The sequence below is a fragment of the Amycolatopsis tucumanensis genome (assembly GCF_021654135.1).
GTDB classification, from domain to species: Bacteria; Actinomycetota; Actinomycetes; order Mycobacteriales; family Pseudonocardiaceae; genus Amycolatopsis_E; species Amycolatopsis_E tucumanensis.
Genome location: NZ_JAKGSD010000003.1, coordinates 18,074 through 36,651 on the forward strand (window position 1 = coordinate 18,074; position 18,578 = coordinate 36,651).

An 18,578-nucleotide genomic window follows, 5' to 3' on the forward strand; every position below is an offset into this window, starting at 1 on the left:
GAGCGGGGCACCCGCGGCGGTGTCAGCCCGGCAGCAGCTCGCTCAGCTCCTCGGCCGGGTGGGGCGGCGTGGTCACCGCCGGGTCCGCGGGCGCCTCCACTGTGCGCGGTGCCGGGTTGCGGTTGACCAGCAGGCGGAACACGTCCGGCCGGGAGTAGTGGCCGACCGGGTCGGCGGCGGACTTGGCGATCGCGATCAGCGCGGGGTCGAGGTCGGCGTAGAGGATGCCCTCCTCGGTCTCGGCGAGCGGTTCGGCCAGCGGCGTGCCCTCGGGGCCGAAGATGCGGGCGAAGCCTCCGCCGCGCCGCAGCAGCTGCCGCTTGGCTTCGGTGTCACAGAACAGGTCCTGCGCCGCTTCGCCGATCACCGAGCACGCGGCGAGCACGAAGGCCTGGCCCTCGACCGCGTACACCAGGCTCGCGGCGGTGTTCACCTCCGGCCCGAGCGCGGTCGCCGCGCCTCGGTAGACCGAGAAACTCGGCCACGACGCGACGTGGATCTCCTCGCCGAGGCTGTACATCGCGTACTTGGTCAGCGGCTGGAAGTGCTCCCAGCAGTTCAGCCCGCCGATCCGGCCCAGCGGCGTGTCGTGCACCTGCAGGTCGCTGCCGTCGCCCTCACCGTACACCGAGCGCTCGACGTGGGTGGGCTTGAGCTTGCGGCGCACCGAGATCAGCTCGCCGGTCTCCGAGATGAACGCCTGCGACATGTAGAGGCTGCCGCCGTCGCGCTCGCTGAACCCGAGCACCACGTGCACACCGTGGTCGGCGGCGGCGCGGCGGAGCCGCCGCATCTCGTCGCCGTCGCGGGTCATCGAGTTCGCGGCGTACCGCGGCACGAACGCCATGCCCGCGGCGGGGGAGTCGAGCCAGATCCACCACGGGTAACCCGGGACGAACGTCTCGCCGAACGCCACCAGCTTCGCCCCGCCCCGCGCGGCCTCGCCGATCAGCGCGACCGCCTTCTCCACGCTGCCCGCCAGGTCCAGCCACACCGGCTCCGCCTGCACCGCCGCGACCCGAACCGTGCTCTCCATGACGCCTCCTCCGTGCTTTCCGTTGGTGGAGGGCATCATGCGGCGGGCGGGCGCCCGCCGGACTGTCCGCGCGTGCCGGGGTCACTGACCGCGTGTGCCACCCGGGGTCGTGCCGAACTCGGCGCGGAAGGCGCGGTGGAACCCGGATTCGCTGTCGAAGCCGCAGCGCGCGGCGATGGTGGCGACCGGCCGGTCCGGGTGCGCGCGCAGCATTTCGCGGGCCTGCTCGAGCCGGATCCGGCGGATCTCCCTGGCGACGCTGCCGGGCGCGAACACGCGGTACAAGGTGCGCCGGGAGACGCGGCAGGCCCGCGCGACCACGTCGACGTCCAGCCGGGGATCGGCCAGGTTGCGGCGGATGAACGCGACCGCCCGCTCCCGGACGAGGGCACGCGCCGGATCGGGCGCGGGCTCGGTGCGGGCCGCGAACGAGGCCGCGGCCGACAGCAGGCCGAGCGCGTGCGGCAGCAGCGGGGTGGCGGTGCCGGCCTTCGCGGCGCCGGCCAGTGAGGTGAAGAACGCGGGCACCACCTGACCCGGCCCGGGGCCGAGCGTGCGGGCGGTGAGGGCGCGGGTGTCGCGCAGGGCCAGCTCCCGCTTGGGCACCTGGACGACCAGCTGGCGGAAGTCGTCGTCGAAGCGCAGCGTGTACGGGCGGGTGCTGTCGTAGAAGGCCATGTCGCCGCCGGTCAGCTCGGCGACGCGGCCGTCCTGCTCGACCCGTCCGCGGCCGCGGAGCTGGATGCTGGCGAGCAGGTACTCGTCGGCGCCGCGGGCGATCAGGCTGCGGGTGCGGCGGACCACCTGCCCACCGGCGACCACAGTGGACAGTTCGAGCGCGCCGACCGGAACGTGCTCGATGCGCCCGGCGAACGGTCCCGCCGTCACCGGGGCGGCCGCCAGCTGGACGAACGTCTCGCAGATCATCTCCCGCCAGTAGGCGAACGCGTCCTGCGCGGGCACCTGCGAGGTGCTCAGCTCCACCCGGGACTGCCGGTCCATCCCGGGATTGTCACCCCGCGCGGGGCTCCTGTCGAGCCCGGCGTGCTTGACGCGAATTAGAACCTGTTCTACCTTCGCCAGGTCGGCGTCTGTAGAGGTGAAGGTGGGCAATGATGCGAACCCGTGCGGCCGCGCTGCTCGAACAGCCGGGCAAGTGGCAGATCGTGGACATCGACCTGGACGAGCCGAAGGAGCACGAGGTCCGGGTCCGCTTCGCGGCGGCCGGCCTGTGCCACTCCGACGACCACGCGACCACCGGTGACATGCCGACGCCGCACCTGCCCCTCATCGGCGGGCACGAGGGCGCGGGCGTCGTCGAGGCGGTCGGGCCGGGCGTGCGCAACCTCGCCGCCGGGGACCACGTCGTCGCGCAGTTCGTGCCCTCCTGCGGGCGCTGCGAGGCCTGCTCGTCCGGCCGCGGCAACCTCTGCGACCTCGGCATGTACGCCCTGAGCGGCTGCATGGCCGACGGCACCTACCGCGCCCACCTGGACGGCGCGGACGTCGCCCAGATGACCATGGTCGGCACCTTCGCCCAGCACGCGATCGTGCCCGAGTTCTCCCTCACCAAGATCGACCCGGAGATCCCGTTCCACGTCGCCGCCCTGCTCTCCTGCGGGGTGCCGACCGGCTGGGGCTCGGCCGAGTACGGCGCCGAGGTGAAGGCCGGCGACACGGTGATCGTGATGGGCGTGGGCGGCGTCGGCATGAACGCGGTGCAGGGCGCCCGCGCCCGGGGCGCCGCGTACGTCCTCGCGGTCGACCCGGTCGCCTTCAAGCGCGACAAGGCCCTGGAGTTCGGCGCCACCCACGCGTTCGCCGACATCGACGAGGCCGCGGACTTCGGCCGGTCGGTCACCAACGGGCAGGGCGCGCACTCCGCCGTCGTGACCGTCGGCATCACCACCGGCGACCACGTCGCACAGGCGGTCAACGCGATCGGCAAGTTCGGCACCGTCGTGGTCACCGGCATCGGCGACGTCAAGGACGAGGGCCTGCCGATCAACCTGTGGGCGCTGTCGATGATGCAGAAACGCATCCAGGGCGTCATCTTCGGCATGGGCACCCCGAGCTATGAGATCACCCGGCTGGCCCGCATGTACCAGGCCGGCACGCTCAAGCTCGACGAGCTGATCACCACGACCTACCGGCTGGACGAGGTCAACCAGGCCTACGCCGACATGCACGCCGGGCGCAACATCCGCGGCGTCATCCTGCACGAGAGCTGATCAGCGCGGCGGGCGCAGGCACGTGGCGGCGACGACGCCGGCCGCGACGATGCCGGCCAGCGCCAGCAGGCTGAACCACATCCCGTCGGAGAACGCGGCCCGTGCGGCGTCGGCCACCTGCCGGCCCGCCGGGCCCAGCCGTTCGGCGACCGCCAGCGCCCCGGCGAGCGACCCGTCCGCGGCCTCCCGCGCCACCGCCGGAAGCGCCTCCGTCGCCGGGCGCACCGCCGGGGTGTAGGTCGCCGACAGCACGCTCCCGGCGAGCGCGATCCCCAGCGCCGCACCGATTTCCCGCGTCGCGTCGTTGACCGCCGACGCGACGCCGTACTTGTCCGGCGGCACGTTGTCCAGGATCGCGCTGGTGGCCGCGGGCGCGGTGAGGCCGAGCCCGCCGCCCAGCACGCACACCGCGATCGCCAGTTCGACGTACGAGCTGCCCGGCCCGAGCCGGCCCAGCAGCAGCACCCCGGCGACCACGACGACCAGCCCGAGGCAGGTCAGCGCGCCCAGCCCGATCCGCTGCGCGATGTGCGCCGAAGCCATCGACAGCGGCAGCAGCGACACCGCGATCGGCCACAGCACCAGGCCCGACTCCAGCGGCCCGTAACTCTGCACCAGCTGCAGGTACTGCGCAAGCACGTACAGCGCGCCGAACGCCGCGGTGAACTGCACGGTCACCGATACCGACCCGGTGGCGAAGGCGCGGTTGCGGAACAGCCGCACGTCCAGCAGCGGCGCCGCGTGCCGCGCCTCGAACCATGCGAAGACCGCGCCGAGCACGACACCGGCCACCAGCGCCACGATCACCTCGGCGTCGGCCCACCCCACGTCCGCCGCCCGCAGGATGCCGAACACCAGCGCCCCGATCGCGAGCGCGCCGAGCGCGGCGCCGGCCGAGTCGAACCGGTGGTGCACCCGCTCGCGCGAGGTCGGCACCGTCACGCAGGCCAGCGCCAGCAGCAGGGACAGCACGGCCGGGCCGAGGAACACCGAATGCCACGAGAAGTGCTGCAGCAGCAACCCGGCGATGACCAGCCCGCCGAGACCGCCGAGGCCGGCCACCGCCGCCCAGATGCCGATCGCCCGCCCGCGCCGCTCGGGCGGGAAGCTCGCGTTGATGATCGACAGGGTGGCGGGCATGATCATCGCCGCGCCCAACCCGGTCAGCGCCCGCGCCGTGATCAGCCAGGCCGGCGACTCGGCGAGCAGGGGAGCGGCGCAGCCTGCCGCGAACACCGCCAGCCCGATGACCAGCACGCCGCGACGGCCGCAGCGGTCGCCCAGCGCGCCCATCGGCAGCACCAGCGCGGCCAGCACCAGCGTGTAGACGTCCACGATCCAGGTCTGCTGCGCCTGCGTGACACCGGTGTCCGCGGCCAGCGCGGGCAGCGCGGTGTTGACGATCGTGACCATGGCGATCACCAGGCCGACCGCCGAGCACATCACGCCCACGGTCCAGGCGCGGCGCGCTGCCGAAGACGACGAGAGCCCGGACCGTGCGACGACGCGCATGCCACCTCGTTCCGACAGGAAACGAAACCGTCGGTATCGTAGCAGTACTGGCAGTTCTGAAAACAGTTCTGGGAGAATCCGGCCGTGACGACGCAGCAGGTGCCGGGCCGCCGTGACCCGCGGCTGGACCGGTCGCGCTCGGCGATCCTGTCCGCGGCCGTCGCCCTGCTGTCCGAGGGCGGCGTCCGGGCGGTGACGATCGAGGCGGTCACCTCGCGCAGCGGTGTCGCCCGGTCCACGCTGTACCGGCACTTCCCGAACAACACCGAACTGCTGGCGGCGGCCTTCAGCGAACTGCTGCCACCGCTGGACCCGCCCGCCGGCGGCACGCCGCGCGAGCGCCTGCTGCGCCTGGTGCGGGCGCAGGCCGGACAGATCGAGGGCGCCCCGGCGATGGCCGCGCTGGTGTGGATGGCCGCGATCGGCCTGGACGGCGGGGGCGCGCCGGACGAGGGCGAGCGCGGCAGGCTCGCCGCGCTGCGCGAGCACGTCGTGGACACCTACCGCCGTCCGTTCGACGCGGTTCTCGCCGACTGCCTGCCCGGCGAGGAGGACGTCGACTTCGCGGCCGCCCGGCTCGTCGGCCCGCTGCTGTTCAACGCCCTGATCCTGCGGCGCCCCAGCGACGCGGCCTTCTGCGCGCGCCTGGTGGACGACTTCCTGGCCCGTGCCTGAGCGGCGGAGCTGATGTCCGCGCTGCGTGGGCGTGGCGCAGCGCGGACCGAGTCACTTCGACTGCGGCAGCGTGACCTTGCCCTTGCGTCCCCGCGCGGACGGCGGCGGCACGACCGGGCCGATGTCGCCGTCGGGGGCTTCGTCCAGGTCGACGATCACCGGGGCGTGGTCGCTCGGCCCGGTGCCCTTGCGGGCGTGCCGGTCGACCCACGCCGCCGCCACCCGCCCGGCCACCGGCGCCGAGGCCAGCACCAGGTCGATGCGCATGCCGAGGTCCTGGTGGAACATGCCGGCCCGGTAGTCCCAGTAGGTGAAGACCCGCTCGTGCGGCCAGCGGTCCCGGACCACGTCCCGCAGGCCCAGGCCGGTCAGCGCGGCCAGCGCGGCGCGCTCGGGTGGCGTGACGTGGGTGTGGCCCTCGTAGGCCGCCGGGTCGAACACGTCGGCGTCGGCGGGCGCGATGTTCATGTCGCCGCACAGCATCGCGGCTTCCGGTCCGTCCGCGACGACCTCCTGCAACGCCGCCAGCCACGCCAGCTTGTACTGGTAGTGGTCGGAGCCGGGGGTGCGGCCGTTGGGCACGTACAGCGAGTGGATCCGGACGCCGCCGCAGGTCGCGGCCACCGCGCGCGCCTCGGGGTGCGGGAAGCCCGGCGCGCCGGCCAGGCCGGTGACGACGTCGTCGAGGCCCACCCGGGACAGGATCGCGACGCCGTTCCAGCGCGGCTCACCGGCCAGTGCGGTCTCGTAGCCGCGGTTCGCGAGCTCGTCGCCGAGCAGGTCGCGGAAGGCGTCGTCGGCCAGTTTGGTCTCCTGCAGGCACACGACGTCCGGCTGCCGCTGGTCCAGCCACGGCAGCAGCCTCGGCACCCGCTGCTTCACGGAGTTCACGTTCCAGGTCGCCACACGCACGCCGCCCACGCTAGTGCGGATGCGCCCGCGGCGCCCGCCCTCGGCTCAGCCGTCGACGAGCAGGCCGCGCAGCGGGCCCTGCAGCCGTTCCGCGCGGCGGGACACCCCGGGCAGCAGCACCAGCCGGTGGGTTCGCGGCTCGCCGCGGCGTTCGCGCTCGGCCTGCTCTTCGGCGATCGGGCGCCACAGGTTGTCGACGACGTCGGCGGGGTCGGCGTCCAGGTCCGCCGCCGGCCGTCTCAGGTGCTCGGCCCACAGGCGCAGCCGGGTGGCGCGGATCAGGTCGCGGTCGTCGGTCGCGACGTTGACCTCGGTGTCGTTGAACAGCGAGTGCTCGTTGAGGTTCGCCGAGCCGATCGTCATCCACTCGTCGTCCACGATGCCGAGCTTCGCGTGCACGTACACCGGCGCCGACGACTCGCCGTCGTGGCTGCTGATCGTGGTGGCCAGCAGGCGGTGGTTGCCGTCGTCGGCGTCCAGGAGCCGGCCCAGCTGGCCGCGCGTGGTGTCCGCGCCGTTGCTCGGTTTGCGTGGCAGCAGCAGCACCACGCGGAACTTCTCGTCCGGCGGGTCGCACAGCTTGTCGATCAGGACCTCCGCGATCTCCGGCGACCACAGGAACTGGTTCTCCAGGTACACCAGCCGTCGCGCCGAGCGCAGCGCGCGCAGGTAGGCGTCGAGGATCGTGAACTCGCCCTGCGGCGCGAAGGCGTAGGTCTTGTCCGGGACCGTGCGCAGCAGTTGCACGTTGCTGGTGCCCGCCGGTTCCGGCGTCGCGGGCTTGGGCAGCTCTTCGCCGGCCACCTCGGTCCAGCGCTGCCGGAAGTGCTCCGCGACGTCGGCGACGACCGGCCCGTGCAACCGGGTCATCAGGTCGTGCCAGCCGATCGGCCGGTCCGGCGGGTGCTCGCGGCTGTCGTGGCGGTCGCCTTCCAGCGCCGTGAAGTCCACCCCGCCCACGAAGGCGACCTCGTCGTCGACCACGACCAGTTTCTCGTGGTGGCAGTGCATCGTCCGTTCGCGGGCGTCCAGGACGCACCGGACGGCGGTGTTCTCGGTGAACTTCCGCTGCTCCGCCCGGACCATCCCGCGGGTGGGCTGGAAGGCGGGCACCGGCGGGCCTGCCCACACGAGCAGGCGCACGTCCACGCCGCGCTGGGCGGTCGAGGCGAGGAGGTCGCGCAGGGTCGGCGCGTCCGGTTCGCGGGTCAGCCGGAAGTCCGGGCTGGCGTGCCAGTTGGCGATGTGCACGTGGGACTTCGCGCCGCGGATGGCGGCCGCGATGGCGGGCAGCGCTTCTTCGCCGTCGACGAGCACCTCCAGGCGGTTGCCGTGCCGGGTGACGGCCCGCCCGCCGAAGCGGTCCTCGGTCCCGGTGGGTTCGAGGACCTCGCCCCAGCCGAGCCTGCGCAGGCGGCGTTCGTGGTGGGCGCAGAGCGCGTGCTCCAGCCCGTCGCCGAGTCGTTCGTCCACCTTGTCCAGGAGTGAGCGGAACGTCGTCATCCTTCAATGTCACTACAGATCGGGCGGGTTCGCCGGGCAAGATTGGCGGATGAAGCGGCAACGGGAGGCGCTGCGCAGTTGGGAAGAAACGTGGTCCGCGGCGTTCGAGGCGCGCGGCCACCGGGTGGTGATCGAGGTCGAACCCGCGGTGGAGCCGCCCCCGAGCGCGCCGTGGCACTGGTGGATCACCTTCCGCGCGGGCGACGCGGAACTCGACGCGATCGCGGCGCCCCAGCCGGAGGCGCTGGCGTTCGAGGACGAGCAGGGCCGATTCGAGGAGGTCGTCCCGCTGGGTGAGGTGGCGGACCACGTGCTCCGGCGGTTGGCCGGTGATGTCGGATAGTGGGGGCGCACCTGGCTGGGCCGAGGCGATCGCCGGTGCCGTCGGGTGGCGCACCGCGTCGGGAACGTGGCAGCGGTTTTGTGTGGAGGTGGTCCCGCTCGGCGAGGTGGCGGACCAGGTGCTCCGGCGGCTGGCCGATGACCTCCGGTAGCGCCGAACTGGCCGCGCGAGCGCGCCGCTGGGCCGAGGCGATCGCGGCGCTCGTCGAGGAGCGCACTGGCGTCCAGGGGCGGCGGGCGAGCCCCGGAACGGATGTGCAGCAGGAGATCCGGTTCGCGCCACCCGGCCCGGCGAGCCCCGTTCTGGTCGTGACGTGCGAGGAGGGCCAGGGTTTCCTGTCGGTGGACCGGGTTGGCGGTGTCAGCGTGCTCTACGAATTCGACGGCGAGCCGGACGAGCTGCCGGCGCGGTGGGCGGGGGACCGCAGGCAGCGGTCCTGGCTGTCGGAGGTGGAACTGGCCGACCACGCCATCGCCGTCCTGACCGCGGGCTACCGCTTCCGCCGGGTTCCGTTCCACGAGGAGCTGCGCATCAACACCAGCCCGCCGTTCCGGTGGATCACCGTGGACCTCGGCTGGCCGCCGTTCGCCTTCAGCCGCTGGGAGCCTGTCAAGCCTTCCGGCTCAAGGAGATGAACTTCACGGCCCATACCTAGCGCTCGTTCAGCCGCGTTATCGTCGGCTCTCTCAGGACACCGGAAGGGGCTGACGCAATGGTGCGCACGCGGTTCTGCGACGTCTTCGGGGTGGAGTACCCGATCGTGCAGGGCGGGATGCAGTGGGTGGGCCGCGCGGAGCTGACCTCGGCCGTCGCCAACGCGGGCGGCCTCGGGTTCCTCACCGCGCTCACCCAGCCGACTCCGGAGGACCTGGCGAAGGAGATCGCGCGCTGCCGGGAGCTGACCGACAAGCCGTTCGGCGTCAACCTGACCATCCTGCCCTCGATCAACCCGCCGCCGTACGCCGAGTACCGCGACGTGATCGTCGAGTCCGGGGTCCCGGTCGTGGAGACCGCGGGCTTCAACCCGGCCGAGCACCTGCCCGCCTTCCGCGCGGGCGGGGTCAAGGTGCTGCACAAGTGCACCAGCGTCCGCCACGCCGTGAAGGCCCAGGAGCTGGGCGTGGACGGCATCTCCATCGACGGCTTCGAGTGCGCCGGCCACCCCGGTGAGGACGACATCCCCGGCCTGGTGCTGATCCCGGCCGCCGCGGAGAAGATCACCATCCCGATGATCGCCTCGGGCGGGTTCGGCGACGCGCGCGGGCTGGTGGCGGCGCTGGCGCTGGGCGCGGACGGCATCAACATGGGCACCCGCTTCCTCGCCACCGCCGAAGCCCCGGTCCACGACAACGTCAAGGCGCAGCTGGTCGCCGCCACCGAGCGGGACACCGAGCTGATCTTCCGCCCGCTGCGCAACACCGCCCGCGTGGCGAGCAACTCCGTCTCCCGCGAGGTGGTCGGCATCCTGGACCGGGGCGGGAAGTTCGAGGACGTGCGCGACCTGGTCGCCGGCGCCCGTGGCCGCAAGGTCTTCGAAGACGGCGACCTGGAACTGGGCATCTGGTCGGCGGGCATGGTGCAGGGCATCATCAACGACGTGCCCACCGTCGCCGAGCTGATCGAGCGCATCGTCACCGAGGCGCGCGAGCTCATCGCCGGCCGGCTGGCGGGGGTGCTGCGCTAGGCAGGGCGCGCCCGGCCTCGCCGAACACTTCCCGCATCCAGCGGTGCTCCGGGTCGTCCTCGTGCGCCGGGTGCCACCACAGCGCCTCCACGAGCGGCACGGGCTCGAACGGGCACGGCAGGACCCGCACACCGTCCAAACCGGACAGCCGCGCCGCGAGGTGGCCCTGGATCAGCCCGATCCGGTCCGTGCCCGCGACCAGGTGGGGGAGCGCGAGGAAGCTCTCCACGACGGCGGTCACCCGCGGTTCGATCCCGAGCGCCTGCAGCTGCCGCGCGACGGTGGTGAACGCGGTCGCGGACAGGTAGGTGAACACCCACGGCAGCTTCCGCAGGTCGTCCATCGTCAGGGCGTCGCCGACCTGCTCGTTCGCCGTCGCCACGACACAGCACCAGGTGTCGGAGAACAGGTCCAGGTGCGGGACGCCGTGCAGGAACCCGTGCGGCAACAGCACCGCGTCGGCCCCGCGCAGGCTCTCCGGCGCCTGCTCGACGACCGGCGGTGAGGCGGGCTCGAACCGCAGGCGCATCCCCGGCGCGCGCTCGTCGAGGATCGCGCCGACCGCGCCGCCCAGCACGGCCATCACGTAGTCCGACCCGAGGATCCGGAACTCCCGGTCCGAGGTCGCCGGGTCGAACCCCGGGTGGCGGCTGAACGCCTGCCGGACCCCGGTCAGCGCCGCCTCCGCGCGCGGTCGCAGCTGCGCGGCCAGCGGTGTCAGCTCGTAGGCGTTGCCCTTGCGGACAAGCAGCTGGTCGCCGAAGTGCCGCCGCAACCGCGCCAGCGACGAGCTCAGCGCGGGCTGGCTGAGCCCGAGCCGGGCGGCGGCGCGCGTGACGCTCTTCTCCCGCAACAACATGTCGAGGGGGACGAGCAGGTTCAGGTCCAGGTTCGTGAGGTTCATCGTCTCCCTCTTCGCTCGCCGTTGACCCGGGGACGCGGAGCAGTCTACGCTAAAAATCCGAATCAAGATTCTGAATTTATTTTGACCGACCACTGGAGGTCGCCGTGCACTTCTCCGCGTTCCTGACCACCCGGTCCGCAGGCCCGGCGGACGACCGGCCCGTCATCGAGGCGATGGTCGACCACGCGGTGGAGGCCGAACGGCTCGGTTTCGACGCCGTCTTCCTGCCCGACCACCACTTCACCGGCTACGCGCCACCGGCCAGCGACCCGGTGGTGTTCGCCGCCTACCTCGCCGCGAAGCTGCCCCGTCTGCACTTCGGGTTCTCCGTGCAGACCATCCCGCTGCACCACCCGGTGCGCTTCGCCGAGCGGCTCAACCTCATCGACCAGCTCACCGACGGCAAGGTCCTCGTCGGCACCGGCAGCGGGACCACACCCGAGGAGATGATCGGCCTCGGCATCGACTACAAGGACACCGCGCGGCTGTCGGTGTCCAATCTGGAGATCGTGGAACGCCTGTGGGCCAAGAAGATCTCCGACCCGCCGGTCGAGTTCGACAACGGGCACTACCGCGGTTCGGTCGTCTCGCGGATCGTGCCCGCGCCCTACTCCGCGGACGGCCCGCAGCTGATGTCGGTCGCCGCCCGCCCGTCGAGCACGCAGCGCGCCGCGGACAAGGCCCAGCCCGCGTTCATCCTCGCCTTCACCCCGCCGACCATCGACGACGGCCGCCCGCTGGAGCACCTGCGCCGCTACTTCCAGGCCTACCGCGAAGCCCTCGAAGCGGCCGGGCACGACGAGGCCCGCGTCGCCCGCGCGCTGGAGTGGACCACGCACACCTACCAGCACGTGCACCTCGCCGAGACCGACGAGCAGGCCGAGGAGGAGCTGCAGCTGCTGATGGAGCAGTACCAGGAGGCGATCGAGCGCGAGCACGTCGCGAACGCGGCCGCCGAGCGGATCACCGGCGTGGCGCTGCCCCCGCCGCCGGACGCCCGCAAGCCCGGCTACCAGCGGACCTGGTGCCTGTGGGGCAGCCCGGAAACCGTCACCGAGCACCTGCGCGAGATTCAGGGCATCGGGATCGGCAACGTGCTGGGCGGTTTCCTCGGCGGCCCGCTGACCCCGGAGCGCGTCGCGTTCGGCCGGCGGTCCATGGAGCTGTTCGCCACGCGCGTCATGCCCCGCTTCCGGGCCGCGGCGTGACCGGCGCGCTGGACACGGCGCGCAAGGCGGCGTTGACGGCGGGGGAGACCGGGTACCGCACCCCGGCCGAACCCGCCGCCGGGCTGCGTCCGGTCCACCTGGTCGACGGCCCGCTCGGCCTGGTCAGCCCGACCTTCGACGAGCGGGAGACGTCGCTGCTGCTGCCCAGCGGCATCGCGCTGGGCGCGACCTGGGACCCGGACGTGGTGCGCGCGGTCGCGGCGACCGAGGGCTCGGAGGCCCGTCGCCGCGGCTTCGACGCCGTGTACGCGCCCAACCTCAACCTGGCGCGCACCGGGCTGTCCGGTCGGACGTTCGAGATGCTGTCGGAGGACCCGCTGCTGGCCGGGGTGCTCGGCGCGGCCTTCGTCGAAGGCTTGCAGGGACAGGGCGTCGCCGCGGTGCCGAAGCACCTGGTGTGCAACGACACCGAGACCGAACGGCAGCGGATGAGCGCCGACGTCGACGACACCGCCCTGCGCGAGGTGTACCTGCGGCCGTTCGAGCACGCGGTGCGCGCCGGCGCGTGGGCGTTGATGGCCGCCTACAACCGCCTGAACGGCACGCCCTGCGCCGCGCACGCGGAACTGCTGGCGATTGTGAAGGAGGAGTGGGGTTTCGACGGGCTCGTGGTGTCCGACTACTTCGCCCTGCACGAGACCCTCGGCCCCGCGCTCGCCGGGCTCGACCTGGAGATGCCGGGCCCCGCGATCCACTTCGGCGTGCGCTTGGCCGAGGCGGTGGAGCGCGGGGAGGTGCCGCGGGAACGGCTCGACGACGCGGTGACGCGGCTGCTGCGGCTGGCCGGCCGGGTGGGCGCGCTGGAGGGTAGCAGCCGCCAGGTCACCGCGCCCGCGATGCCGCCGGAGCACGCTCGCCAGGTGCTGACCGACGCGGCCGTGGCGTCGTTCGTGTTGTGCCGCAACGACGGCGTGCTTCCGCTGGAGCCGGGCGTCCGGCTGGCGGTGATGGGGCCGAACGCGGACCGGCCCTGCTACCAGGGCGCGACGTTCGGCCGGATCCGGCCCGAGGGCGGCGCCACCACGCCACTCGATGCGCTGCGCAAGCGCTTTCCCGGTGCGGTGACGCACGAACGCGGGGTGGACAGCGTCCCGGCGGCGACGCTGGGCGCCTTCGACGTGTCCACTCCGGACGGGCGGCCGGGTGTGCTGCTGGAGCACTTCCGCGGTGGTGACCTGGTGCTGTCCGAGATGCGTGGTGACAGCGCTTTCATCTGGTTCGGCGAGGTGCCCGGCGCGGGGCCGACGACCGAGCCGGGAGTGCTGCGGCTGACCGCCGTGTTCAGGCCTGAGGTCGGGGGGCGGTGGACGTTCGGCGCGGGCGGTTCGGGTGCCGCTGTGTTAGCTGTCGACGGTGTGGTCCTCGCTTCGCGGCCGGCTCCCGCGCCGGACGACGTGATGGGGCAGGTCGCGCGGGCGGAGACCACCGGCGCCGGGATCGAGCTGCGCGCCGGGGAGCCGGTGACCGTGGTCGCCGAGATGACGTCGGCGGGCAGCCGGGTGCAGGCGCTGACGGTGTCGTGCACCCCGCCGCCGGAACCGGGGGCGCTGGCCCGTGCGCGGCAGGCGGCGGCGGCGGCCGATGCGGTGGTGCTCGTGGTCGGGGACGAGCTGGAGACTTCGCGCGAGAGCCGGGATCTGGCGACCTCGGCGCTGCCGGAGGCGCAGCAGGAGCTGATCCGCGAGGTGGGCCGCGTCAACCCGCGGACCGTGGTGGTCCTCAACGCCGGACGGCCGGTCGACGCGCCGTGGGCCGGCGACGTCGGCGCGGTGCTGCAGGGCTGGTTCGGCGGGCAGGGGTTCGGCGACGCGCTGGCGAGGGTCCTCGCGGGCGACGACGAACCCGGCGGCCGGATGCCGGTCACGGTCCCGCTGCGCGACGAGGACCGGTCCACGCACGGCGAGACGCTGGACGCGGACCTGCGCCGCGACTACCGCGCCGCGGAGCCCACCGGATACCGGCACCTGGCCCGAACCGGGAGGCGGGCGCGGTTCGCGTTCGGCTCGGGGCTCGGCTACACGACGTTCCGCTTCGGCCCAGCCCGGGTGGACGGCGACCTGGTGCGGCTGGACGTGACCAACACCGGCCAGCGCCGCGGCCGCGAGGTGGTGCAGGTCTACGTGCGCGCGCCGGGCGAGGTGGATGTGCGGCTGGCGGGCTTCGCGGGGGTGCGCCTGGAGCCGGGGGAGACGGCCGGGGTGGTGGTCGCTTTGGGGGAGCGGGTGTGGCAGCGCTGGTGCGGTGGCGGGTGGGTGGTGCCGCCGGGTGGGCATGAGGTGCTCGTGGGCCGCTCGGCGGAGGAGATCACGCAGACGCTGACGCGGGAGTGGTGACAGCGGGTGGTGGGGGGATCGGCGTCCCCCACCGCCGGCGGTCAGCCGCCGCGAGGTGGTGCAGGTCTACGTGCGCGCGGATGCGCGGCTGGGGGCTTTGCCGGGGTGTGGTTGGAGCCGGGGGAGACGCCGGGGTGGTGGTCGCTTTGGGGGAGCGGGTGTGGCAGCGGTGGTGCGGTGGTGGGTGGGTGGTGCCGCTGGGTGGGCATGAGGTGCTCGTGGGCCGTTCGGCGGAGGAGATCATGCAGAAGCTGACGCGGGAGTGGTGACAGCGGTGGTGGGGAAGCCGCCCCCACCACCGCCGGTCAGCCGCAGAAGCATCGACGGCACAATCGCTCGGCCATGGGCATGGGTTGCGGGGCTGGCCTTTGCGCACGGGTTGCACAGCCACATTGCCAAGAGCAAGCCGGAGCTCGCCGCTTCCACCGCGGCGCCGCACCGGTGGATCCGCGATGGGACTCGCTCCGGCCGGTCAGCCGCCGTCGACAGCAGATCCCTCGGCCCCGCGCAGGGCTGCGAAGGGCCGGCACGTTCGCCCACGGGGCGCACCAGTGCATCGCCGAGAAGCAGGCCGCCTCCACGGCGGGCGGCGCACTGGTGGAATCCGCGGCGGAACTCGCGGTCGGCCTCGCTCCGCGGTCAGCCGCCGAAGCATCGACGGCACAATCGCTCGGCCATGCGCATGGGTTGCGGGGCTGGCCTTTGCGCACGGGTTGCACAGCCACATCGCCAAGAGCAAGCCGGAGTTCGCCGCTTCCACCGCGGCGCCGCACCGGTGGATCCGCGATGGGACTCGCTCCGGCCGGTCAGCCGCCGAAGCTCATGTTCACGTCGCTGACGAACCAGGCCGCTCCCAGCTGCCGCAGCGCGAGGTTGAGCTGGAACGACCCACCGCCGGTGGCGCCGATCAGCTGCAGGTCCCGCAGCGAGTGCCCGTTCACGTGCACGTCCGTGTCCGGCACCAGCGCGGTCTGGCCCTGCGGCGTGATGTCGGCGACCGTGACCTGCGCGGGCAGCGTCACGACGTCCTTCCGCCACGCCTCGCGCAGGCCGTCGAGCGTCGAGCGGGCCTGGGTGCACATCTCCGGGCTCACCCGCTGCGGCGGTTCCGTGCCCTCGTCGACCATCAGCTCGCACGCCGCGTCGTACCGGTTCTCCAGCACCGCGGACACCCAGGCCGCGGTGGCGACGGCCGGCGTCGTGGCGGCCACCTCCGCCTCCAGCGAAGGCTTGGCTGCCGCCGGCGGGACGATCTGCGCCTGACCGCCGTCACCGCACGCCGTCAGGCCGAAGACCAGCGCGACTCCCGCCGCGACACCGAGCACCCTGCGCACGCCCGGCCCGCGGCCGGTTCTGTCATACCTGGAAATGGGACTTCTCCGCTCGAACTCCGGTTGGGGGAGCCGAACGATACCGCGCCCCGAATCCGGTCCTTTGTGGACCAGCGCGGGTGGCGCGGGCGGCGCAAGTAGTGCGGCCGGATGGCGCAACGGCCACCCGGCCGCGCCACGTCAGAGCGCGGCGGCGATCTCCGTGATAGCCCGCAGCGAGTCCGCCGAACCGGTCGTCGGCACGTACTCCAGACCGAACGGTCCCGCGTAGCCCAGCTGCCGCAGCTCCCGCAGCCGCGCGGCCCAGTCGACGGTGCCGCTGCCCGGCTCGCCGCGGTCCGGCAGGTCCGCGATCTGCACGTGCGACACGACGTCGATCGCGCCGTCCAGTTCCCGCGCGGGCGTCTCGCCCATCTGCAGCGAGTGGTAGGCGTCGTAGAGCAGGGCCAGCCCGGGCGAGCCGACCGCGCGCACCGCGGCGACGCACTCGGCCGTGGTGTCGAACAGGGTGCCCGGGTGGTCGACGCGGGTGTTCAGGTTCTCCAGCACGATCGTCACGCCGTGCTCGGCCGCGACGTCCGCGCCCGCCTTCAGCGCCTCGACGACGATGCCGTGCTGCACGGCCCGCTTCCGGTACGGCAGGCCGACCCCGGAGCCGGTCACGATCCGGGTGCAGCCCAGGCGGTTCGCCACCTCCGCGGCGGCGCGGACGTGACCGACGAACGCCTCGTGCGTCCCGGGGTCGGCGAGGGTGAGCCGTCCCTCGACGAGCATCGTGTGCAGCGTGGTGCCGGTGTCGGAGAGCGCTTTCTCCACGCGGTCGAGGTCCTTGTCGCTGTGCGACCAGATCTCCACCACGCCGAAGCCGTGGTCGGCCGCGGCGCGGATGCGGTCGCCGATGTCGTCGCCGGTCTCCCGGAACAGCAGTTCGACGTTGACGGACAGGGGCAGTGACACGGGATCTCCCTCGATCAGCGGTTGGGGTCGAACAGGCGGCGGGCGTACCAGCCGTTGAGCATGGCGCTGCGTGCCGGGTTGGGCGTCTGCTCGCTCTCGAACACCGCCCAGCCCGACCACTCGCGCAGCAGGGCGGCGACGGCGGGGAAGTCGACCAGCCCGCCGCGCGTGCCGCATTCGTAGAACCAGCGGTCGATCTCCCGCGCGCCGCCTTCGGCGAGCATGCTCGCCGCGGCGTGCGGGGCCAGCCGCTCACCGGCTTCGTCGACGTAGCGGGTGTCCTTGAGGTGCAGGTGGTCCACGCGGTCGAGGTTGCCGGACAGCACGTGCACCGGGTCGAGGCCGGCGACGGTGAGTTCGGCGGTGTCCACGGTCAGGCCCACCAGGCCGGGGTCGGTGCCGTCCAGCAGCTCCGCCAGGACCTTCTCGTCGGCCGCCGCGGACAGGCAGTCCACGTGCAGCGACACCCGGACGCCGGACTTCGCCGCCATCGCGCCGACCGCGTTCCACCCGTCCGCCGCGTCGCCGAGACGCCCGTCGGTCAGCGCGCCGTGCTCTGGCAGCGCCCGCACCACCAGCCGGTCGGCCCCGGCCTCGGCGAGGAACTCCGCGAACGGCCGCAGCGACTCCACGATCGCGGCGTGCTGACCGGTGTCCAGAATGGACCGGCCGCGGCTGAGCTCCTCGTCCACCGGCTCACCGGGATCGACGTAGTACGAGCACACCCGCAGGCCGATCTCCCGCACGAGGTCGAGGAAGGCGGTGGTGGAACCGTAGGTCGCCGCGATGGAGGAGGGGCGGCCCAGCGGGTCCCACCGGCCGGTGCCCGCCCGCAGTTCCACGCCGGTGAAGCCGCACGCGGCGATCACCTTCAGCGCGCGCCGGTGCTGTTCGGGGCGGGTGAAGTCGTCGAAGTTCGGTTTCCACTGGTTGATGGCGTAGCCGAGGCGGATGGTCATGCGCAGATCTCCGAGAGGACGTTGCGGGCGTACCACATGGACAGGGCGGTGGCCTCGGCGTAGTCGCCACCGATGTTGGCCTTGTCGTGCTCGACGGTGATCCAGCCGGTGTAGCCGGTGTCGCGGATCGCCCGCATCAGGCGCGGGAAGTCGACCAGCCCGCCTTCGGTGCCCATCTCGTGGAACCAGCGGTCGGTCTGCGGCGCCATCAGCTCGGCGTCCGGGCTGTGCCGGTACGCGTCGGTGGTGTCGACCTGGCGGGTGTCCTTGAAGTGGAATCCGGAGCAGCGCTCGTGCAGGTCCAGGAACAACGCGACCGGGTCGAGCCCGGCGATGCAGTGCTGCGCGGTGTCGCAGAAGAAGCTGACGTACCGCGGGTCCGACCAGTCGTAGAACTTGCGGATGTCGGACTCGGTGCGGATCGCGCAGAAGAACTCGTGGTGCGCGGTCGTCCGCACGCCGAACTCGGTCAGCGTCATCTCGCCGACGCGGCTCCAGCACTCCGCCGCGGCCTTGATCTTGTCGTCGGTGACCGGCGCCGCCGCGGTGTAGAGGCTCGCCGGCATCACGATGAGGTTCTCGATCTCCAGCGCCTGCCACATCCCCAGCATCCGGCGTGTGCTCTCGACGATCTCGTCGTGGGTTTCGCGCACGTGCGGATCGGCCAGGCGCGGGTCGTACATGATGCCGCGGAACAGGTTCACGATCCTGTCGATGCCGTGGTCGCGCAGGTAGTCCTGGTAGTTCGCGACCGAGCCGAACATGCCGCTCAGCGCGAAGACCTGGAAGTCGAACATGTCCAGGCCCTCGAACCCGACCGCGCTGATCTGCTTGACGAAGTCGTCCATGTGGCGGCGGGCGGTGTACTGCGTCACGGGCCCGCGCGGGCTGTCGGCCCGCCAGTGGTCCATGTAGCTCCAGCGGAGCGCGGTCATCGTCGATCAACTCCAGAAGGTCGGGACTGCCATT

Annotated in this window: 18 protein-coding genes; 8 read left to right on the top strand and 10 right to left on the bottom strand. The window is 72.8% G+C overall.

What is annotated here, in order from left to right:
- Nucleotides 1-22: 22 nt before the first annotated feature.
- Together L2C96_RS05190 and L2C96_RS05195 are read right to left on the bottom strand one after the other, a co-directional pair.
- Entirely contained in the window at nucleotides 23-1,036 is a 1,014-nt protein-coding gene (locus tag L2C96_RS05190; RefSeq protein WP_237335352.1) for a carbon-nitrogen hydrolase family protein, read from the bottom strand.
- A gap of 81 nt (nucleotides 1,037-1,117) precedes the next feature.
- Nucleotides 1,118-2,038: an AraC-like ligand-binding domain-containing protein gene (locus tag L2C96_RS05195; protein ID WP_237335353.1), complete on the bottom strand. Its 921-nt coding sequence runs from the start codon at nucleotides 2,036-2,038 to the stop codon at nucleotides 1,118-1,120.
- A 110-nt stretch (nucleotides 2,039-2,148) separates the two neighbouring features.
- Here L2C96_RS05195 and L2C96_RS05200 point away from each other — a divergent pair, with 110 nt between their 5' ends.
- Entirely contained in the window at nucleotides 2,149-3,267 is a 1,119-nt protein-coding gene (locus L2C96_RS05200; RefSeq protein ID WP_237335354.1) for an NDMA-dependent alcohol dehydrogenase, read from the top strand.
- Here the strand turns inward: L2C96_RS05200 and L2C96_RS05205 are convergent, their stop codons facing one another.
- Nucleotides 3,268-4,779 carry an MFS transporter gene (locus L2C96_RS05205; protein WP_237335355.1) on the bottom strand — a complete coding sequence of 504 codons (1,512 nt, stop codon included), beginning with the start codon at nucleotides 4,777-4,779 and terminating at the stop codon, nucleotides 3,268-3,270.
- Nucleotides 4,780-4,863: 84 nt separating this feature from the next.
- Between L2C96_RS05205 and L2C96_RS05210 the strand changes: the two genes are divergently transcribed.
- Nucleotides 4,864-5,454, top strand: a complete 591-nt coding sequence (locus tag L2C96_RS05210; RefSeq protein ID WP_237335356.1) for a TetR/AcrR family transcriptional regulator — start codon at nucleotides 4,864-4,866, stop codon at nucleotides 5,452-5,454.
- A 51-nt stretch (nucleotides 5,455-5,505) separates the two neighbouring features.
- On the opposite strand, the gene L2C96_RS05215 is transcribed toward L2C96_RS05210, so the two are convergent.
- Nucleotides 5,506-6,375: an exodeoxyribonuclease III gene (locus tag L2C96_RS05215; RefSeq protein WP_237335357.1), complete on the bottom strand. Its 870-nt coding sequence runs from the start codon at nucleotides 6,373-6,375 to the stop codon at nucleotides 5,506-5,508.
- A 36-nt stretch (nucleotides 6,376-6,411) separates the two neighbouring features.
- Complete coding sequence (locus tag L2C96_RS05220) at nucleotides 6,412-7,869, bottom strand: phospholipase D-like domain-containing protein (RefSeq protein ID WP_237335358.1); 1,458 nt, start codon at nucleotides 7,867-7,869, stop codon at nucleotides 6,412-6,414.
- A 49-nt stretch (nucleotides 7,870-7,918) separates the two neighbouring features.
- Between L2C96_RS05220 and L2C96_RS05225 the strand changes: the two genes are divergently transcribed.
- The 3 genes from L2C96_RS05225 to L2C96_RS05235 all read left to right on the top strand — a co-directional run bounded on the left by L2C96_RS05225 (nucleotide 7,919) and on the right by L2C96_RS05235 (nucleotide 9,896).
- The gene (locus L2C96_RS05225) at nucleotides 7,919-8,212 is read left to right on the top strand and encodes a hypothetical protein (protein WP_237335359.1); all 294 of its coding nucleotides are present in this window, start codon (nucleotides 7,919-7,921) and stop codon (nucleotides 8,210-8,212) included.
- Between the two features lie 137 nt (nucleotides 8,213-8,349).
- Nucleotides 8,350-8,847: a hypothetical protein gene (locus tag L2C96_RS05230; protein WP_237335360.1), complete on the top strand. Its 498-nt coding sequence runs from the start codon at nucleotides 8,350-8,352 to the stop codon at nucleotides 8,845-8,847.
- 77 nt (nucleotides 8,848-8,924) lie between these two features.
- The gene (locus L2C96_RS05235; RefSeq protein ID WP_020423119.1) at nucleotides 8,925-9,896 is read left to right on the top strand and encodes an NAD(P)H-dependent flavin oxidoreductase; all 972 of its coding nucleotides are present in this window, start codon (nucleotides 8,925-8,927) and stop codon (nucleotides 9,894-9,896) included.
- Here the strand turns inward: L2C96_RS05235 and L2C96_RS05240 are convergent.
- Nucleotides 9,862-10,800, bottom strand: a complete 939-nt coding sequence (locus L2C96_RS05240; RefSeq protein WP_237335361.1) for a LysR family transcriptional regulator — start codon at nucleotides 10,798-10,800, stop codon at nucleotides 9,862-9,864. The two genes, L2C96_RS05235 and L2C96_RS05240, sit on opposite strands and share 35 nt — an antisense overlap.
- A gap of 104 nt (nucleotides 10,801-10,904) precedes the next feature.
- Here L2C96_RS05240 and L2C96_RS05245 point away from each other — a divergent pair, with 104 nt between their 5' ends.
- From L2C96_RS05245 to L2C96_RS44320, 3 genes are all read left to right on the top strand, one after another.
- Nucleotides 10,905-12,008 (top strand): LLM class flavin-dependent oxidoreductase, encoded by a 1,104-nt coding sequence (locus tag L2C96_RS05245; protein WP_237335362.1) that lies wholly within the window; start codon nucleotides 10,905-10,907, stop codon nucleotides 12,006-12,008.
- Nucleotides 12,005-14,362, top strand: coding sequence for a glycoside hydrolase family 3 protein (locus L2C96_RS05250; RefSeq protein ID WP_237335363.1), 2,358 nt, complete (start codon nucleotides 12,005-12,007; stop codon nucleotides 14,360-14,362). The genes L2C96_RS05245 and L2C96_RS05250 overlap by 4 nt, the downstream gene beginning before the upstream one ends.
- A gap of 134 nt (nucleotides 14,363-14,496) precedes the next feature.
- Complete coding sequence (locus tag L2C96_RS44320) at nucleotides 14,497-14,631, top strand: hypothetical protein (protein ID WP_272882062.1); 135 nt, start codon at nucleotides 14,497-14,499, stop codon at nucleotides 14,629-14,631.
- A gap of 537 nt (nucleotides 14,632-15,168) precedes the next feature.
- Here the strand turns inward: L2C96_RS44320 and L2C96_RS05255 are convergent.
- From L2C96_RS05255 to L2C96_RS05270, 4 genes are all read right to left on the bottom strand, one after another.
- Complete coding sequence (locus L2C96_RS05255; RefSeq protein WP_237335364.1) at nucleotides 15,169-15,696, bottom strand: hypothetical protein; 528 nt, start codon at nucleotides 15,694-15,696, stop codon at nucleotides 15,169-15,171.
- A 177-nt stretch (nucleotides 15,697-15,873) separates the two neighbouring features.
- Nucleotides 15,874-16,650 carry a TIM barrel protein gene (locus tag L2C96_RS05260; protein ID WP_237335365.1) on the bottom strand — a complete coding sequence of 259 codons (777 nt, stop codon included), beginning with the start codon at nucleotides 16,648-16,650 and terminating at the stop codon, nucleotides 15,874-15,876.
- A gap of 14 nt (nucleotides 16,651-16,664) precedes the next feature.
- Nucleotides 16,665-17,609, bottom strand: coding sequence for a sugar phosphate isomerase/epimerase family protein (locus tag L2C96_RS05265; RefSeq protein WP_237335366.1), 945 nt, complete (start codon nucleotides 17,607-17,609; stop codon nucleotides 16,665-16,667).
- Entirely contained in the window at nucleotides 17,606-18,544 is a 939-nt protein-coding gene (locus tag L2C96_RS05270) for a sugar phosphate isomerase/epimerase family protein (RefSeq protein WP_237335367.1), read from the bottom strand. The genes L2C96_RS05265 and L2C96_RS05270 overlap by 4 nt, the downstream gene beginning before the upstream one ends.
- Nucleotides 18,545-18,578: the final 34 nt, after the last annotated feature.

What these genes read in the sequence shown, in the direction of transcription:
- L2C96_RS05190 (WP_237335352.1), bottom strand. Translation starts at nt 1,036, where the DNA reads ATGGAGAGCACGGTTCGGGTCGCGGCGGTGCAGGCGGAGCCGGTGTGG.
- L2C96_RS05195 (WP_237335353.1), bottom strand. Translation starts at nt 2,038, where the DNA reads ATGGACCGGCAGTCCCGGGTGGAGCTGAGCACCTCGCAGGTGCCCGCG.
- L2C96_RS05200 (WP_237335354.1), top strand. Translation starts at nt 2,149, where the DNA reads ATGATGCGAACCCGTGCGGCCGCGCTGCTCGAACAGCCGGGCAAGTGG.
- L2C96_RS05205 (WP_237335355.1), bottom strand. Translation starts at nt 4,779, where the DNA reads ATGCGCGTCGTCGCACGGTCCGGGCTCTCGTCGTCTTCGGCAGCGCGC.
- L2C96_RS05220 (WP_237335358.1), bottom strand. Translation starts at nt 7,869, where the DNA reads ATGACGACGTTCCGCTCACTCCTGGACAAGGTGGACGAACGACTCGGC.
- L2C96_RS05225 (WP_237335359.1), top strand. Translation starts at nt 7,919, where the DNA reads ATGAAGCGGCAACGGGAGGCGCTGCGCAGTTGGGAAGAAACGTGGTCC.
- L2C96_RS05230 (WP_237335360.1), top strand. Translation starts at nt 8,350, where the DNA reads ATGACCTCCGGTAGCGCCGAACTGGCCGCGCGAGCGCGCCGCTGGGCC.
- L2C96_RS05235 (WP_020423119.1), top strand. Translation starts at nt 8,925, where the DNA reads ATGGTGCGCACGCGGTTCTGCGACGTCTTCGGGGTGGAGTACCCGATC.
- L2C96_RS05240 (WP_237335361.1), bottom strand. Translation starts at nt 10,800, where the DNA reads ATGAACCTCACGAACCTGGACCTGAACCTGCTCGTCCCCCTCGACATG.
- L2C96_RS05265 (WP_237335366.1), bottom strand. Translation starts at nt 17,609, where the DNA reads ATGACCATCCGCCTCGGCTACGCCATCAACCAGTGGAAACCGAACTTC.
- L2C96_RS05270 (WP_237335367.1), bottom strand. Translation starts at nt 18,544, where the DNA reads ATGACCGCGCTCCGCTGGAGCTACATGGACCACTGGCGGGCCGACAGC.